Origin of the sequence: [Zimmermannella] bifida NBRC 103089 (assembly GCF_001570925.1) — a bacterium.
Classification (GTDB): domain Bacteria; phylum Actinomycetota; class Actinomycetes; order Actinomycetales; family Microbacteriaceae; genus Gulosibacter; species Gulosibacter bifidus.
This window is the reverse complement of sequence record NZ_BCSP01000001.1, coordinates 150,899-167,358: the sequence shown is the minus strand read 5'-3', so window position 1 is coordinate 167,358 and position 16,460 is coordinate 150,899. Positions and strand designations below refer to the sequence as shown.

Annotated in this window: 14 protein-coding genes; 8 read left to right on the top strand and 6 right to left on the bottom strand. The window is 60.7% G+C overall.

The window, feature by feature from the left end; all coding sequences use genetic code 11:
* Nucleotides 1-14: 14 nt before the first annotated feature.
* The gene (locus tag ZBI01S_RS00760) at nucleotides 15-923 is read right to left on the bottom strand and encodes a proteasome assembly chaperone family protein (protein WP_066054925.1); all 909 of its coding nucleotides are present in this window, start codon (nucleotides 921-923) and stop codon (nucleotides 15-17) included.
* A gap of 38 nt (nucleotides 924-961) precedes the next feature.
* Here ZBI01S_RS00760 and ZBI01S_RS00755 point away from each other — a divergent pair, with 38 nt between their 5' ends.
* The 3 genes from ZBI01S_RS00755 (at nucleotide 962) to sucB (ending at nucleotide 5,762) form a co-directional block, all read left to right on the top strand.
* Nucleotides 962-2,434 (top strand): leucyl aminopeptidase, encoded by a 1,473-nt coding sequence (locus ZBI01S_RS00755; RefSeq protein WP_066054922.1) that lies wholly within the window; start codon nucleotides 962-964, stop codon nucleotides 2,432-2,434.
* 207 nt (nucleotides 2,435-2,641) lie between these two features.
* On the top strand, nucleotides 2,642-4,015 hold the full coding sequence (gene lpdA, locus ZBI01S_RS00750) for a dihydrolipoyl dehydrogenase (RefSeq protein ID WP_066054919.1): 1,374 nt from the start codon (nucleotides 2,642-2,644) through the stop codon (nucleotides 4,013-4,015).
* Nucleotides 4,016-4,046: 31 nt separating this feature from the next.
* Nucleotides 4,047-5,762 carry a 2-oxoglutarate dehydrogenase, E2 component, dihydrolipoamide succinyltransferase gene (gene sucB, locus ZBI01S_RS00745; protein ID WP_066054916.1) on the top strand — a complete coding sequence of 572 codons (1,716 nt, stop codon included), beginning with the start codon at nucleotides 4,047-4,049 and terminating at the stop codon, nucleotides 5,760-5,762.
* A 114-nt stretch (nucleotides 5,763-5,876) separates the two neighbouring features.
* Here the strand turns inward: sucB and ZBI01S_RS00740 are convergent, their stop codons facing one another.
* Entirely contained in the window at nucleotides 5,877-6,662 is a 786-nt protein-coding gene (locus ZBI01S_RS00740) for a hypothetical protein (RefSeq protein WP_159421326.1), read from the bottom strand.
* On the opposite strand from ZBI01S_RS00740, the gene ZBI01S_RS09780 reads away from it, so the two are divergent.
* Both ZBI01S_RS09780 and ZBI01S_RS00735 read left to right on the top strand, forming a co-directional pair.
* On the top strand, nucleotides 6,624-7,067 hold the full coding sequence (locus tag ZBI01S_RS09780; RefSeq protein ID WP_159421325.1) for a hypothetical protein: 444 nt from the start codon (nucleotides 6,624-6,626) through the stop codon (nucleotides 7,065-7,067). The genes ZBI01S_RS00740 and ZBI01S_RS09780 overlap by 39 nt on opposite strands.
* Nucleotides 7,068-7,189: 122 nt before the next feature.
* On the top strand, nucleotides 7,190-7,894 hold the full coding sequence (locus tag ZBI01S_RS00735; RefSeq protein WP_066054911.1) for a DUF4191 domain-containing protein: 705 nt from the start codon (nucleotides 7,190-7,192) through the stop codon (nucleotides 7,892-7,894).
* Between the two features lie 89 nt (nucleotides 7,895-7,983).
* On the opposite strand, the gene ZBI01S_RS00730 is transcribed toward ZBI01S_RS00735, so the two are convergent.
* The gene (locus ZBI01S_RS00730) at nucleotides 7,984-8,400 is read right to left on the bottom strand and encodes an RDD family protein (RefSeq protein ID WP_066054908.1); all 417 of its coding nucleotides are present in this window, start codon (nucleotides 8,398-8,400) and stop codon (nucleotides 7,984-7,986) included.
* A 105-nt stretch (nucleotides 8,401-8,505) separates the two neighbouring features.
* Here ZBI01S_RS00730 and glnA point away from each other — a divergent pair, with 105 nt between their 5' ends.
* A complete protein-coding gene (glnA, locus tag ZBI01S_RS00725; RefSeq protein WP_066054906.1) occupies nucleotides 8,506-9,930 on the top strand; it encodes a type I glutamate--ammonia ligase in 1,425 nt (474 codons plus the stop codon).
* 90 nt (nucleotides 9,931-10,020) lie between these two features.
* On the opposite strand, the gene ZBI01S_RS00720 is transcribed toward glnA, so the two are convergent.
* Nucleotides 10,021-12,984 carry a bifunctional [glutamine synthetase] adenylyltransferase/[glutamine synthetase]-adenylyl-L-tyrosine phosphorylase gene (locus ZBI01S_RS00720; RefSeq protein ID WP_066054903.1) on the bottom strand — a complete coding sequence of 988 codons (2,964 nt, stop codon included), beginning with the start codon at nucleotides 12,982-12,984 and terminating at the stop codon, nucleotides 10,021-10,023.
* Nucleotides 12,985-13,010: 26 nt separating this feature from the next.
* Nucleotides 13,011-14,342, bottom strand: a complete 1,332-nt coding sequence (locus tag ZBI01S_RS00715; protein WP_066054901.1) for a glutamine synthetase family protein — start codon at nucleotides 14,340-14,342, stop codon at nucleotides 13,011-13,013.
* A 155-nt stretch (nucleotides 14,343-14,497) separates the two neighbouring features.
* Here ZBI01S_RS00715 and panB point away from each other — a divergent pair, with 155 nt between their 5' ends.
* Nucleotides 14,498-15,316: a 3-methyl-2-oxobutanoate hydroxymethyltransferase gene (gene panB, locus ZBI01S_RS00710; RefSeq protein ID WP_066054898.1), complete on the top strand. Its 819-nt coding sequence runs from the start codon at nucleotides 14,498-14,500 to the stop codon at nucleotides 15,314-15,316.
* Here the strand turns inward: panB and ZBI01S_RS00705 are convergent.
* Entirely contained in the window at nucleotides 15,313-15,528 is a 216-nt protein-coding gene (locus tag ZBI01S_RS00705) for a hypothetical protein (protein ID WP_066054896.1), read from the bottom strand. The genes panB and ZBI01S_RS00705 overlap by 4 nt on opposite strands.
* A gap of 12 nt (nucleotides 15,529-15,540) precedes the next feature.
* On the opposite strand from ZBI01S_RS00705, the gene map reads away from it, so the two are divergent.
* Nucleotides 15,541-16,425, top strand: coding sequence for a type I methionyl aminopeptidase (map, locus tag ZBI01S_RS00700; RefSeq protein WP_066055590.1), 885 nt, complete (start codon nucleotides 15,541-15,543; stop codon nucleotides 16,423-16,425).
* Nucleotides 16,426-16,460 lie beyond the last annotated feature (35 nt).

Genomic DNA, 16,460 nt, shown 5'->3' with positions numbered 1-16,460 from the left:
GTGCGAGTCGATCGCTAGTCGATATTTCGGCGGGCCGAGAGGTACCGCTCTAGTTCAGCGGCGATGGCATCGGCACTTGGCAGTTCGCCATCGGCATCGGCAAACGGATTCTCCTGGGGTGTGCCCTTAATGAACCCGTCGTATTGCGATTCCAACAGCCCGATCATGCGCTGAGCTTCTTCGTTCTCCGCAATCTGCGCATCGACTTCGGCACGAACCGTTCGCTCTCGTTCACGGAGCGACTCGGTTTCGATCATGCGACCGGATGCGGTGCCAATCGACTCGAGCAAACGGTGCGCAGCTGCCGGCACGGTTCCCTCGGCAAGATAGTGCGGCACCAAGACGACCAAGTCGACGACCGGAATGGATGCGCGCGTCAGTTCAAACTCGACCAGGTGCAGTGCGTGGGCCGGGGCCTCGATATCGCTCTCCCACATGGAGAGGCGTTCGATGAGCTCTTCGCGATTCCCCGTTGCCGCCAGGCGGATTGGTCGGGTGTGCGGTACCGGCATCGGGATTGCATGCGCCCAAGTGAATGATTCCACCCGGAAATGCTGGATACATGCCAATACCGCGCGGGCGAACTTCTCCCACTTGAAGTCCGGTTCATATCCGTGCAGCAAGAGGTACTTCTGCCCAAGGGAGTCTCGCATTAAGCGCAGATCAAGCGCGGGCTGGCGAAACCGCACGATCTGGTGGTCCTCGATTTGCACTCGCGGGCGACGCGCACGGTAGTCGAGCAGCGCATCCGCATGAAACCGTGCCACGAGCTCGCCTTCGTCTTGCTGCATCAGGCTTGCATTTGCCTGGAACAGCGTGGCCCCGGCGTCGCGGTATCCAGCAAGCAGCGCGATCATCGGGAGTCCAGGCTCGACCAGAGACCAGGCTGGGGCCGGTTGGTACAACGGGTCTTCGGGGAACATGCGGCAATAGTACGCCTAGGCAGCGTAGGCTCGTCTGCATGACTATGGCTGAGTTGAAAACAGATCTGACACAGTACTCCAGCGATGCAGTAACCGTAGTCCCGGTTCTCGCTGGCACCACCCCAGAATGTTGCGCAAGCAGCGACCTCGGCATTGACGCCGATCGTCTTGCGCGCCTTGGCGTGACGGGTAAGGCAGGCGAAACGCTCCGCGTACTCGTAACCGCCGAATCCGCTTCCGAAGAAGCACCCGTGCTCCTGGTCGGTGCTGGTAAGGAACGCACCGCTGAGGCACTGCGCCGCGCCGCCGGTATTGCGGCACGTGCGCTTAAAAGCGAATCGACCGTCGTATACGACCTCAAGGAAGCGACGGATGTAGAGCTCGAGGCACTGCTGACCGGTCACTTGCTCGGTGGCTACCGTTTCGATCGCTTCCGTGGTGAAGCTGACGAGACCGTGTCGGCGGAGCCACAGCAGCTCAGCGCCGTTGGTGTGGGCGAGGCAGTCATTACCCGTGTCAACGCCATTGCTGGTGCAGTTCGCATCACTCGCGACCTGGTGAACACTCCCCCGAGTGCGCTGGTTCCAGAAGACTTTGCTGACTTTGCACTCGACCTGTTCACCGACAGCGCGGTTGAAGTTGAGGTTTGGGATGAAGAGCGCCTCGTTGAAGAGTCCTGTGGCGGCATCCTCGGTGTGGGGCAGGGTTCCGAGAACCCACCTCACGTTGTTCGCCTTAACTACGCACCTGAAGGTGCTACAACGCACGTTGCTCTGGTGGGTAAGGGCATCACCTTTGACTCGGGCGGCCTTTCGATCAAGCCTGCCGGTTCGATGGTCGGCATGAAATTCGACATGGGTGGTGCAGCGTCGGTGCTCGGCACCGTGCGCGCCGTTGCTGAGCTCGGCCTGCCTATCGCGATCACCGGTTGGTGCATGCTGGCCGAGAACATGCCATCGGGTAGCGCCATCAAGCCCGATGATGTACTCGTTACGCGTTCCGGCAAGACGGTTGAAGTCACAAACACCGACGCCGAAGGTCGACTGGTGCTCTGCGACGGACTGACGCTCGCATCCGAGCAGCAGCCAGATCTGATCATCGACATCGCTACCCTCACCGGCGCTGCCATCGTCGCGCTCGGTGACCGCACCACCGGCATGGTCGGTAACGACCAGGCGTGGGTAGACCGCGCAATGGCGGCGTCGAAGAAAAGCGGCGAAGACTTCTGGCCGATGCCGATCCCAGAAGAGATCGCTGAGCGTCTCAAGTCGCCAGTTGCTGACATGGTCAACTCGAAGCCGGGTGACCGTTCCGCAGGCATGCTGTTCGCAGCAGCGTTCCTCGAGCGTTTTGTTGGCGACGACGAATCGGGCAAGGCACTCCCCTGGCTCCACCTCGATATTGCAGGACCAGCCGAGACCAAGTCGGCCTACGGTTACGTGCCCGAAGGCGGTAGCGGTGTGCCGGTACGCACGCTCGTTTCGCTCTTCGAAGCGCTCACCAAGAACTAGTTCAAACCGGTGACCTCAGTAGCGATTTGCCGCTGAGGTCACCGCCATACTCCGGGTGTAGGCTGGCGATCCGGTGCGCAAACCATGCGCCAACCCAACCCCTTACCTAGCGCGAGATCCGAACAACCTGCGGGTCACGCATCCACTACTGGCCGAATCTCCACACTGTGGTCCACCGGCCGTGACTGAAGACAGGGAGCGATTCGAGTGGCCGAACAGAACTTCGACCTCGTCGTCCTCGGAGGCGGTAGCGCAGGCTACGCCGCTGCAATTCGAGCGACCCAGCTGGGCATGCAAGTTGCCCTCGTAGAAAAGGACAAGCTTGGTGGCACGTGTTTGCACCGCGGCTGCGTTCCTACCAAGGCCATGCTGCATGCGGCAGAAGTTGCCGAGGCCGTTGAAGACGGCGCTCGCGTAGGCGTTTCGCTGACACTCAATTCGGTCGATGCGGAACAGCTGGGAGCATTCCGTGACGGCATCGTTTCGAGCAAGTTCAAGGGCCTGCAGGGTCTGCTCAAGGCGAAGAAGGTCAACGTTTTCGCAGGTGAGGGCAAGCTGCTCGCCGCGAACAAGGTTGCTGTGGGTGACGACGTACTGGTCGCCAAGAACGTAGTCCTCGCAACGGGTTCGTACTCGCGTTCAATCCCGGGACTTGACATCACCGGCAACGTGATCACCAGCGACCAGGCACTGCAGATGACCTGGATTCCGAAGCGCGCTGTCGTGCTCGGCGGCGGTGTTATTGGACTTGAGTTTGCGAGCCTGTGGCGTTCGCTGGGCGCTGAGGTCACCATCATTGAAGGCCTACCCCACCTGGCACCTGCCGAAGACGAAGCCATTTCGAAGTCTCTGGAACGCGCCTTCAAGAAGCGCGGCATCAACTTCCAGGTCTCCACGAAATTCGAATCGGTCACGCAGGATGAATACGGCGTGCACGTCAAGACGGACAAGGGCGAAACCATCGACGGTGACGTGCTCATGGTTGCCGTTGGTCGTGGACCGGTTACCCAGAACATGGGCTTTGAAGAAGTCGGAATCGCAATGGATCGCGGTTTCGTCACTGTCAACGAGCGTCTTGAGACCAGCGTCCCCGGCGTGTATGCGATCGGTGACATCGTTCCAGGCCTGCAGCTCGCGCACCGCAGCTACCAGCACGGTGTTTTCGTGGCCGAGCAGATCGCCGGCATGGAACCGGTCATGGTTGACGATGTCAACATCCCGAAGGTCACCTACTGTGAGCCACAGATGGCATCGGTAGGCCTCAGCGAAGCAAAGGCCAAGGAAATTCACGGCGCCGACAACGTCACCGCCTATGAATACAACCTTGCCGGTAATGCAAAGAGCTCGATCCTCGGCACCGCCGGTTTCGTGAAGGCTATTCGTCTGAACGATGGCCCCGTTCTCGGCATCCACATGATCGGTGCTCGCGTTGGCGAACTTGTCGGCCAGGCACAGCTCATCGTGAACTGGGAAGCATTCCCAGAAGATGTTGCCCAGTTGATCCATGCCCACCCAACCCAGAACGAAACTATCGGCGAGACGATGATGGCCCTCGCTGGCCGTCCGCTCCACGCGATGTAACCCTCGAACTGAGATTTTTTAGGAGAACGTAATGAGTCAGGACGTCACCCTGCCCTCGCTTGGCGAGAGCGTGACTGAGGGTACTGTTACCCGCTGGTTGAAGAACGTGGGCGACACCGTGGCCGTTGACGAGCCACTGGTCGAGGTTTCGACCGACAAGGTTGACACCGAAGTGCCCTCGCCGTTTGCCGGCACCTTGCAGGAAATCCTCGTTGCCGAAGACGAAACCGCTGAGGTTGGCGCCATTCTCGCTCGCATCGGTGATGGCGCAGCCGCACCAGCCGCAGCATCGGCACCTCAAGAAGAGGCCGCGGCTCCCGCGGCGGAGCCTGCTGCGGCACCGACTGCGGAACCAGCCGCATCCCCCTCGCCGTCGCCCCAGACCGGCGATGCAAATGAAGTAACGCTGCCGTCGCTTGGTGAAAGCGTCACCGAAGGTACGGTGACCCGCTGGCTGAAGCAGGTTGGCGACCAGGTGAACGTCGACGAGGCGCTCGTTGAGGTCTCGACCGACAAGGTTGACACCGAGGTTCCTTCGCCGTTTGCCGGCACGCTGCTCGAGATCCGCGTTAACGAGGATGAAACCGCTGAAGTTGGTGCGGTCCTCGCGCTTGTTGGTGATGGTGCTGCGGCGCCAGACTCGCAGCCTGCGGCGGAGTCGCCTGCTCCCGCTGAGCCGGAACCTGCCGTTGAAGCACCGGCCGCGCCAGCTCCGTCAGCACCAGCGGCATCGGCTCCAGCCACACCTGCACCTGCTGCTGCGCCCGCCTCGGCACCCGCTGCTCCGCAGCCGCCAAAGCGTCCGGCTTCGGCAAGCGACCCGCGTTACGTCACGCCAATCGTTCGCAAGCTCGCCACGGCTAAGGGCGTAGACCTCACGCAGGTCAGCGGCACTGGTGTGGGCGGCCGCATCCGCAAGGAAGATGTACTCAAGGCCGCTGAAGCACAGGCCGCGCCGGCACCGGCAGCATCCGCTGCGCCTGACGCTACCCCGGTGGCCTCGGCGCCGGACACCTTCGAGGTTTCGGAACTGCGTGGCACCACGCAGAAGATGTCGCGCCTGCGCAAGGTTATTGCTGCTCGTGCCGTTGAATCGATGCAGCAGACCGCTCAGCTCACGACCATGGTCAAGGTTGACGTCACCCGCGTTGCTGCGCTCCGTCAGGCCAAGAAACAGGAGTTCTTGGAGAAGACTGGTAGCAAGCTGTCGTTCTTGCCGTTCTTCACGCTGGCCGCCGTCGAAGCGCTGCAGTCCTACCCGGTGATCAACTCGACCGTCAAGGACGACGAGATTCACTACCCCGACCACGAGAACATCTCGATCGCAGTGGACACCGAGCGTGGCCTGCTGACCCCGGTCGTGAAGAATGCCGGTGGCATGTCGCTTGCAGACCTGGCCAAGTCGATTGATGACCTCGCCTCGCGTACTCGTGACAACAAGCTAACCCCGGATGAACTTGCTGGTGGTACCTTCACGGTCACCAACACCGGTTCGCGTGGCGCGCTGTTCGACACGCCACTGGTGTTCCTGCCGCAGCAGGCAATCCTGGGCACAGGTGCGGTCGTTAAGGAACCTGCCGTTATCAAGACCGATGATGGTGGCGAGGCCATTGCCATTCGTTCGATGGTTTACCTGGCACTGAGCTACGATCACCGAATTATCGACGGTGCCGATGCGGCTCGCTTCCTGAGCCAGATGAAGCGGCGTCTCGAGAACGGCAACTTCGAACCAAACCTCGGAATCTAGTTCGGTCTTCGCTACGGGTATCCCTGTGGCGAGCAGGTGTGGGGCTGGCGATGTGATCGTCGGTCCCACACCGCGTTTCCAGCCCTTCGCAGTGGTTCCGGCGAGGAGTGACCGCTATGCCAACGCACCGGTCATAGTCACGAACGCACCCGTTCCGGCCAGCGCGAGCCAAATAGTGGGGCGTACGGCAGCACTGCGCGCGATCAACTGAAACTGCAGTTCCCGCATCCGTTCGCGAAGGGTCACCTGTTGCGTCGAATTCAGCGACCGACGCACGGGTCGTTTGACCGCATCCTTGGTTGGCAAGGGCAGATTGTCATCAATTAGGTCACCGCCCGGGTCGACCGATTTCGTTGACTCAGCCCGGCGATGCCCACCGCGGCGACCCGGCGCGGTGCCCGTATGTATCGCTGTTCGTATTTGCGTCGATCCTCCCGTGCTTCGATTCCGAACGTTTTTACTCGGCTGTTGGTGCCCGGTTTCGCAGCATTCATTGGCAGCTTGACCAGAATCAACTGCATTTGCCAACCCAGATCGCGCGTACAGATGCGCCGGTTCAGCAGGCGACCAGGCAAACAGAAGATCTTGCAGCACCAGGTATTCGTCAGCCCCTGCACGTCCACTCGCTAACGGGGAAAGCTGATCACGAATATGCTGCGGCACCGAGCCGCGAACACGGTGTAGTAGCGCATCGATGATGGCGAATACCTGCTTCGCATGGTCTTGTCTCAGCACGTCGCCACGAAGTGCCGAATGGTCGTCGGCGACGAACGCGGACCGCCACCATTCAAAAACGGGGCGACCCTGTGCATCCAAATAGCAGTCGCGAAGCTGGATGCGCCGTGGCAAGACACCCACGCGATGTGCCAGCATGATCGTTTCGAGCAGCGGCACGATCATCGTTACGACAACCCCCGGCGAGAATCGCACCTCATCGCCAATGATCTCGGCGTAGGAACGCAATTGCTGCCAGGGCCGAACGCCGACAACAGCCTGCTCGGTCCGGATGCATTCACTGAACTCGATAATGAAATCGCCCCCAAGCCGGCTTCGCACAGCTGCTTCGGCAGCAAGCATGGCCCCGGCTTGCTCCCCCATCGCAATTTGCAAGTGAGCGGTGCGATGCTGCGCCACCGGCGAAACGATCGCGGCATCATCCCAATGTGGGGAGGCCGGTTGCCCGATGTCCGCACCGGATTCGGCTACCGCGGCAAAATGCATGGTTCCGTCATCGTCACCGGAGGAAAGGCGACGGACAAGTTTCCAGCCGGCGATGATCGAACCGATGGCAAATGGTGGCGATGAAGTATGCATGCGTCATAGATTGCCGCACGGCACGGTGTTCGGTGACGGAATCGAAATTTTGTGAATAACTCCCGGTGTTCGACGCCTGTGGATAGCCAAGCTGGGGGTATCCTGGGGGCACTATGGCAACTACGAACGAACGCGGTGCGGGTGAGCCCGGCCGCATGAAGCAACTGGTCGACGTCTTCAAGATGACGGCCAAGTACGACAAGCCAGGCATTGCCATGATGATCGTGGCACTGGTGCTGCCGATCATCGCAGCGGTACTTGCCTCGATCTTTGTCTACGACAACAACGTCATCATGTGGATCCTGCTCATGCTGCTTGGACTGATGATCGGGTTCTTCCTGTTCATGCGCATCCTGAACTGGCGTGCCGAGCGAGTCATGTACTCGCAGATTGAGGGCCAGCCAGGTGCAACTGGCGCGGTGCTCCAGGCAAGCCTGCGCGGTCAGTGGCGATCGAGCGATATGCCCGTAGCCATCAACCCGCGCACCAAGGATGTGGTATTCCGTGCCATCGGCAAGCCAGGTGTGGTGCTGTTCACGGAGTCAAATAGTGCTGCAGCAAAGAAGCTGCTCACTGACGAACAGCGAAAGCTGCAGCGTACGCTGCCGAACGTACCCGTCCACCACATCCTCGTTGGCCCAGCAGGCGTCAAACTCGCTGACCTCCGTGGCGAAGTAAAGAAGCTGCCGAAGAAGATCCGCCGTGAGGAGATCCTGGCGATTGACGCCCGACTCGCTTCGCTGCAGCGCCAGAACCTGCCGATCCCGAAGGGTGTCGACCCCAACCGCATCCGCCCATCGCGTTCGAACCTGCGCTAGCAACGACGCTGCGCCCGTCGCAACACGAAATATCCCCGCACCACTCAGGTGCGGGGATATTTCGTTTACAGGCAGCTGCGGAAAGACCGTTAGCGGAACCGACGCAACACGAGACCAGGCAGGACATCATGGGCGCCGCGACCGTCCTCATCCACGACAAGAGCGGGTACAACAAGGGTGAGCAGCACTTGTCGGAGTGCCGGGCGCCAGTATCCGGGAGCTTCGCCTGCGACCGTATTCAGCCGCATGCCGACAACCAAGTGGCCAATGGTGCCGCCGAGCAAAATGATGCTCAGGTAGCTCAGGCCCAGGAACAGCGCCATGATCGCAATCGGGTCATATGCGAACCACGTCCACGAGATCAGTGAGGCGATGCCCCAGTCGATGATGAGGCCGAGGATGCGCGGCCCCATCGGTGCCAGCGAACCAACACCCGTCTCTGGCAGCCCGAGCCGCTGGCCCGGGAAATCATTCGTATCGTTCGAACCTCGTGTGGATGCTGGCATATCGCAATTGTACGTAGCCCGGAACACTCCCAGAACGTTCATAGTCCCCCGCCGCGGCGACGTAGACTATTCCTATTGTTTTCCAAACGCATTGGACGGAGCTACATGTTCAACTCACCCACCGAACTGATGGAGTACATCAAGGAAAAGAAGGTGCGGTTCATCGACATTCGATTCACCGACCTTCCGGGTGTGCAGCAACACTTCAACATCCCCGCCACAATGGTGGATGAAGACTTCTTTAGCGAAGGCCAACTCTTCGACGGTTCTTCGATTGCTGGATTCGCCAGCATTCAGGACAGCGACCTGCAGCTGATCCCGGACATCACGACGGCCTACATGGATCCTTTCCGTAGCGAGCCGACGCTGATCATCCTCTTTGACATCTATAGCCCCCGCACCGGCGAGATCTACCACCGCGACCCGCGTCAGGTGGCAAAGAAGGCCGAGAAGTACCTCGAGTCGACCGGCATCGCCGACACCGCGTTCTTCGCGCCCGAAGCCGAGTTCTACATCTTCGACTCGGTGCGCTTCGAAACGAAGCCGGAGCGTAGCTTCTACGAGGTTGACTCGATTGAGGGCTCGTGGAATTCCGCTCGCGAAGAAGAGGGCGGCAACCTCAGTAACAAGGTCAAGATCAAGGGCGGGTACTTCCCGGTAACCCCCGTAGACCAGACCGCGGAGGTCCGTGACGCGATCTCGGTCGCCCTCATCGAGGCCGGTTTTGACCTCGAGCGTGCCCACCATGAGGTCGGCACCGCCGGCCAGCAGGAGATCAACTACCGCTTCAACACGATGGTGCACTCAGCAGACGACCTGCTGAAGTTCAAGTACATCGTGAAGAACGTTGCTAACGACTGGAACATGGTCGCGACGTTTATGCCGAAGCCAATGTACGGTGTTGCCGGATCCGGTATGCACGTGCACCAGTCGCTGTGGAAGGGCGGCGACCCGCTGTTCTACGACGAGGCTGGCTACGGCTCGCTGTCGGACACCGCTCGCTGGTACATCGGTGGTCTGCTGAAGCACGCGAAGTCGCTTGCGGCGTTCTCGAACCCGAGCGCTAACTCGTACCACCGCCTGGTCAAGGGCTACGAAGCTCCGATCAACCTGGTGTACTCGGCCGGTAACCGTTCGGCTGCCATCCGCATCCCCACCACGGGCACGAACCCGAAGGCAAAGCGCATTGAGTTCCGCGCGCCGGACGGTTCGGCAAACCCGTATCTTTCGTTCGCAGCCCAGCTCATGGCTGGACTCGACGGCATTCAGAACCGCATTGAGCCGCTCGACCCGATCGACAAGGACCTCTACGAGCTGCCACCAGAAGAGGCAAAGAGCATCCCGCAGATGTCGACGTCGCTGCTTGAGTCGCTCAACGCGCTTGAAGCCGACCACGAATACCTGCTTAAGGGTGGCGTCTTCACCGAAGACCTCATCCGTACGTGGATCGACTACAAGATGGCCACCGAAGTGACCGCACTCGCTGAGCGTCCGCACCCATACGAGTACGACCTCACGTTCGGCTGCTAGTTTCGGCCAGCTAACGTACAGTGCGCCGCAGGATAGCATTCCTGCGGCGCACCGCCGTTTTCCGATTGTGTCAGTTGCTGCTGGAGCGAGCTAGTCGCCGTAGAACAACCGCTCAAAGGCCGAACGAGCCCTACGAGTCGCGTTCAGATAGTCATTTTCGAGCTCCACGCCGCTGCCCTCGTCGTATCCGAGTAGACGCGCGACACGCTCAAGCGCAGCGTGATCGTTCGGCAACACGTCGGTCTGCGCATTCGTGTAAAGGTAGACAGCTGAGCGCACCTGACTTGCCAATCGCCAGGCTCGGTTGAGGGTCTGCGCATCCGTATGCGAAATGATTTGGTGCTCGCTGGCAACCCGGAGCGCATCGAGTGTCGAGGTCGTGCGCAACTCGAGAATGGCATGACCGTGATTGAGCTGAATTGTTTGCGCTAGCCACTCAACATCTGAGAGCGAACCGCGGCCAAGTTTCAGGTGACGCTTTGGATCGGCACCGTGGGGCAGGCGTTCGTCTTCGACGCGGGCCTTGATGCGGCGAATCTCTCGCATCTCCGACTTACTCAAACCCGTGTCTCGATAGCGAGTGCGGTCCGCGATCGCCATAAACCCGTCGATGAGATCCGGGTCACCGGCAGCTCCGCGGGCACGAAGCAGCGCTTGTGCTTCCCAGCCGAGCGACCATTTCTCGTAATAGGTCGAGTACGCCGCAAGCGACCGAACCAACTCCCCTGCCCGACCTTCAGGACGCAGATCCGCATCCAAATCGATGGGGAGTCTCACATCGTCGAGCACCGCAGTCAGCCGGTTCACGAACGTCCGGGCAGCGCCCGCCGCGTTGCTGCCGTCGTAGCCTTCGGTGCCGAACACATAGAGCACGTCGAGGTCAGAACCGAATCCGAGTTCAGCGCCGCCGTAGCGCCCCATTGCGATGATCGCGAGTGGCGGATACTCACGGTCATCGATCCGGCGTACGGCGCGCATCCCGGCAGCGATCGTGACATCGGCGATCGTGGTGAGGCCCCGTGCGGTGGCATCGATCTCATTGACGCCAAGAACCGCGCCGAGTGCCAAACGCAGAACTTCGCGACGACGCAGCGCGCGAATAATGCGCCCGAGCCGGACTTCATCGTCGTACCGGCTGAATGCTCCCTCGAGTTCTGGCGCCAATTGTTCGCTCGTCCGTGGCCGCAACAGTTCGTCTCGGTCGAGCCACTGCACGGCCTCGGGAAAGAGTTCGAGGAACGTGGCACAGAACTCGCTATTGGCCAGCGCATCGCACAGCCGACGTGCCGCGAGATTCGAATCGCGCAGCAATCGCAGGTACCAGGATGCATCCCCGTTCTGCTCGGAGAGTTTGCGGAATGCGAGTAGCCCCTGGTCGGGATTTGAGCCCTCAGCCAGCCACTCAAGCAGCACCGGTAGGAGCTGCCGCTGCATGCTGCTCCGCCGGGCGACACCACTGGTGAGCGCACGGATATGCGTAAGCGCCCCCTGCGGGTCGAGGTAGCCGATGGCGCGCAATCGGGTGACGATCCGGTCGCTTGCCAACTGAAAGGCTTCAGGACCGAGCGATGCGGCAGCGGCGACCAGCGGACGGTAGAACAGCTTCTTGTGCAGGGTACGTACTCGGCGCTGCACCTGCGCGACTTCGCGTTGCAGGTCACTCACCGATGGGATGCGGGCCCCGCGTGCCAAGGCGCGCAGCTCTTGCTCGGAGTCTGGCAGCATGTGCGTACGGTGCAGCGTACGCAACTGAACGCGGTGCTCCAAGAGGCGCAAGAATCGATAGTCGTTGGTGAATTCGGATGCGTCATCACGTCCGATATATCCGCCTGCGGCCAGCACCGAAATCGCGTTGAGGGTCCCGGGTTCGCGTAGCGACTCGTCAATCTGGCCGTGCACGAGTTGCAGCAGCTGCACCGGAAACTCAACATCACGCAGGCCACCGGAACCGAGCTTGAGGTCGCGACCGGCTTCATTCGCCGGAATGTGGTCGATCACCCGCTTACGCATCCGTCGCATTTCTTGCACGAACTCGTCACGGCTGCCGGAGTTCCAGACCAGCGGCGTGATGGCCTCGACGAATCGCTCGGCAAGGGCACGGTCACCCGCCATCGGGCGAGCCTTGAGCAGCGCCATGAACTCCCAGTTCTTGGCCCAGCGTTCGTAGTACTGCAGGTAACTCGAGAGCGTGCGCACCAGGGCGCCGTCCTTGCCCTCGGGCCGAAGTCCCGCATCCACTTCCCACAGGGCAGGTTCCACGTCAAAATCGCTGGTAACCCGCATGAGCGTCTGCGCCAGTCGCGTACCGAGTTTCACCGCACGATGCACTTCGAGATCGCTGTCCACCTTCGGTTCGGCGATGAACATGACGTCGATGTCCGAAATGTAGTTGAGTTCTTGCGCGCCGCACTTGCCGAAACCGATCACCGCAAAGTCCAATGCCGCGAGTTCTTCAGCGCTGCACTTTCCAAATCCGGGTTCGGCCGACACCAATTGCCGCTTAGCAATCTCGAGGGCCGCGCGCATGGCCGCATCCGCAAGAGCAGCCAGCGCCTCGCCGATTCGTTGAATTGACACTACCGGTTCGGGCAGGCGCAGGTCATAGAGCGCGATCTTGGCGATCTCGATGAGGTACTGGATGCGCAGAGCCGAGACGGCCGCGTCGGTGCTATCGCCGGCCTGTGCAATTCGGTGCTGCATCCGCTGCTCGATTTGCTCCGGTGTAGCGAGTTCGTGCGATTGCTCGTGAATCTCTGCCAACGCATCCGGATGACGTCGCAAGAGACCCACGAATGCCGTAGAGGCCGACATCAATGAGATGGCACTACGCAATAACTCGGGGGTTTCAGCCCAAGCACGTGCCGCCTTGGGTTCATGCTCGGCCACTTCCTCGAGTCCCAGCAGTGCCGCGTCTGGGTCCGGATCGTGTCGCTCGACACTTTCTAGCAAGACCTCGTCACTAATTCCGAGCAGCTCGCTCAGGGCGGTTAATTTGGCAACGGCCTCGGTTGAGTCGATGAAGCCAATGCGCAGCACTCGCGTGCGAATACTCATGCGATTCATGGTGTGTGGCGTATGAGCTATCGGTTGAGTCCCGAACGCAATTCAAAGTCGGTGACCTGCGTGCGGTAGGCCTCCCACTCGGCGCGCTTGTTGTTCAAGAAGTAATCAAACAGCTGCTCGCCCAAGGTGGATGCGACGAGTTCCGATTGTTCACAGGCCGCGATTGCTTCATCCAGGCTGCCGGGCAGCGACTCGTACCCGAGCACCTTGCGTTCACGAGCGGAGAGATCCCGAAGGTCACCGTCAATCTCCTCGGGCACCTCGTATTCACCTTCGATCCCGCGTAGACCGGCCTCGAGCATGACCGCGAATGCGAGGTACGGGTTGGCGACGGTGTCGATCGCGCGGTATTCGACGCGTGCCGAACGTGGCTTGTCTGGCTTATAGGTGGGTACACGAATGAGTGCGCTCGAGTTGTTGTGTCCCCAGCAGACCCAGCTCGGGGCTTCGTCGCCGCCCCACAGTCGCTTGTACGAGTTGACCGATTGGTTGGTGATGGCGCTGATCTCGCGCGCGTGGCGGAGCATGCCGGCAATGAATCGGCGACCGGTAATCGAGAGCTGGTGCTGTGCTCCAGCCTCGTAGAAAGCATTCGTTTCGCCTTCAAAGAGCGAAATGTGACAGTGCATACCTGAGCCCGGCCAATCGGCATTTGGCTTGGGCATGAACGTGGCATGCACACCAAGTTCGGCGGCAACTTCATGCACAACTGTGCGTACCGTCATGAGGTTGTCGGCCATGGTGAGCGCGTCGGCATAGCGCAGGTCGATCTCGTTCTGGCCGGGGCCGCCTTCGTGGTGGGTGTACTCGACCGAGATGCCGAGTTCTTCAAGCATTCGGACCGCACGTCCGCGGAAACGGTGAGCTATACCTCCGGAAATATTGTCGAAGTAGCCGGCGTCATCAACCGGAACCGGTTTGCCGTCAACGAGCTCATTCGACTTAAGAATGTAGAACTCGACTTCGGGGTGAATCTGGCAGGTGAACCCGAGCTTTGCGGCCCGTTCCAGCGTGCGACGCAGCACCTGTCGCGGGTCAGCCATGGCCGGCTGGTTGTCTGGTGTGCTGAGGTCGCAGAACATCCGCCCTGTGGCGTCGTCCATCGACCACGAAAGAATCTGGAAGGTACTCGGGTCGGGGTGCAGCAGCATGTCTGACTCGCTGCGCCGGGTGAGCCCCTCGATGGTCGAACCGTCGAAGCCAATGCCTTCGGCAAATGCGCCTTCGACTTCGGCTGGGGCCAGCACGACGGACTTCAATGTGCCGAGCACATCGGTGAACCAGCAGCGAACGAACTTGATGTCACGTTCTTCGATGGTCTGGAGCACATAATCTTGCTGCTTCGTCATAGTTCTACCCTAGGCAACCACAGCCAGGGGAACATGAGCGCGCCCGGCATATCGACAAATGCCGGTCGTTCGAGCTGTCGGGCTCGGATCAATCGCCAGCGTCACGGTTCGTCAGTTCGGCGACGCGAATGCACATCCACTCGTAGACTCGAAGCATGGTTGATACTCCCCCGCGCAAACGCGTTCGCACCCGCTCGCTGGCTCAAGCGAAAGCACAGGGCACCAAGATCGTTGCGCTTACGGCCTACGACGCCCCAACTGCAGCGATCTTCGACGAGGCCGGCATCGATGTGCTCTTGGTCGGAGATTCCGCGGCAAACGTGGTCTTGGGGCAGCCGACGACCCTGTCGATCACGCTCGATCAGATGATCATGCTCACCCGCGCGGTTAGCAGTACCGTGCAGACGGCACTTGTTGTGGCCGATCTCCCCTTCGGCAGTTATGAGGCTGATAACGCGACCGCGGTTGCCAGCGCGGTTCGGCTCATGAAAGAGGGCGGCGCGCACGCGGTCAAACTCGAGGGCGGCACCCGCATGGCCGAGCGCATCCGTGCCATCACCGATGCCGGTATCCCGGTAGTTGCCCACATCGGCTACACCCCACAGGCCGAGCACGGTCTTGGCGGCCACGTGGTGCAGGGTCGCCGCGGCCAAGATGCCGCCCTTCTCGACGACGCGCGCGCTGTAGAGGCCGCGGGGGCTTTCGCCGTGGTCATCGAGATGGTCCCGGCAGATGTCGCCAGCGAACTCACCGCAGCACTACGCATCCCAACCATCGGTATCGGCGGCGGTGCCGGATGCGATGGTCAAATTCTCGTTTGGCAGGATGCGTTCGGCTGGAACCGAGGCCGCGTACCGTCATTCGTGCGTCAGTACGCGAATCTCGGCGAGCAACTCCTTGATGCAGCTGCCAAGTACGCCGACGACGTTCGCCGAGGCCATTTCCCGTCCGAGTCTGAGAGCTTTAGCCGCTAGGCATCGTCTTCTGCAGCTTCGCGGGCGTCTTCCTCGGCCCAAGCTTGCGCATTTGCCGCAAGCTTTTCGTTAGCGTGCGCGGCTTCTTCGGCCGTCGCAAACGGACCGATGCGTTCGTGTGCGGGTGAGAGCTTGCCCTGTTCAACTTCGCCGGTGCGGCTGTTGAAGAAGAACTCAGGGGTCGGGTTCGATGCGTTGTTTTCGGTAGCCATATGATCGAGGGTATGCCGCGAAATTCTGAAACAGCTCGATTGACCCCAGGAACCGTCACGCCGATGCGGAGCGTACCTAACCACATCCCGCGCCCCGAATACGTTGGCAAGGCAACACCAAACGAGCCAGACGGCACCGGTGACTTTTACACCGCCGAGGAAATCGACCGCGTGCGCGCGGCTTCGCGATTGGCCGCGGCAACGCTCGAGCACCTCGAACAGTTCGTCGTACCGGGAGTGACCACCGAAGAGCTCGACCGTATTGCGCACGAGTTCCTCGTGGCACACGACGCCTATCCGTCAACCCTCGGCTACCGCGGCTACCCAAAGTCCTGCTGCACCTCGCTCAACGAGGTCATCTGCCACGGCATTCCTGACGACACCGTGCTGCAAGACGGCGACATTCTCAACATCGATGTCACGGCCTACCTCAATGGCATGCACGGTGACACCAACCGCATGTATCTCGTCGGTGACGTTGACGAAGACGCACGCTTGCTGGTTGAACGTGCGCACGAAGCCATGATGCGCGGAATCAAGGCCGCAAAGCCCGGTCGCGAAGTAAACGTAATCGGCCGCGTGATTGAAAAGTACGCCGGCCGTTTCAACTACGAATCCGTACGCGACTACACCGGTCACGGTGTCGGCCGAGCTTTCCACTCGGGTCTGATCGTGCCGCACCACGATAGCGATCAGTTCCGCGATGTCATTGAACCAGGCATGATCTTTACGGTCGAGCCCATGCTCGTAACCGGATCCCAAGACTGGGAGCAGTGGGATGACGACTGGACCGTGGTCACCCGCGATGGTTCGTGGTGCGCGCAGTACGAGCACACCATTCTCATCACCGAGAACGGTGCGGAAATCCTGACGTTGCCGCCGTCGCAACTCGACTAGCGTCGGGCCTGCACGGGGGAGAATCTGCTGGCCGA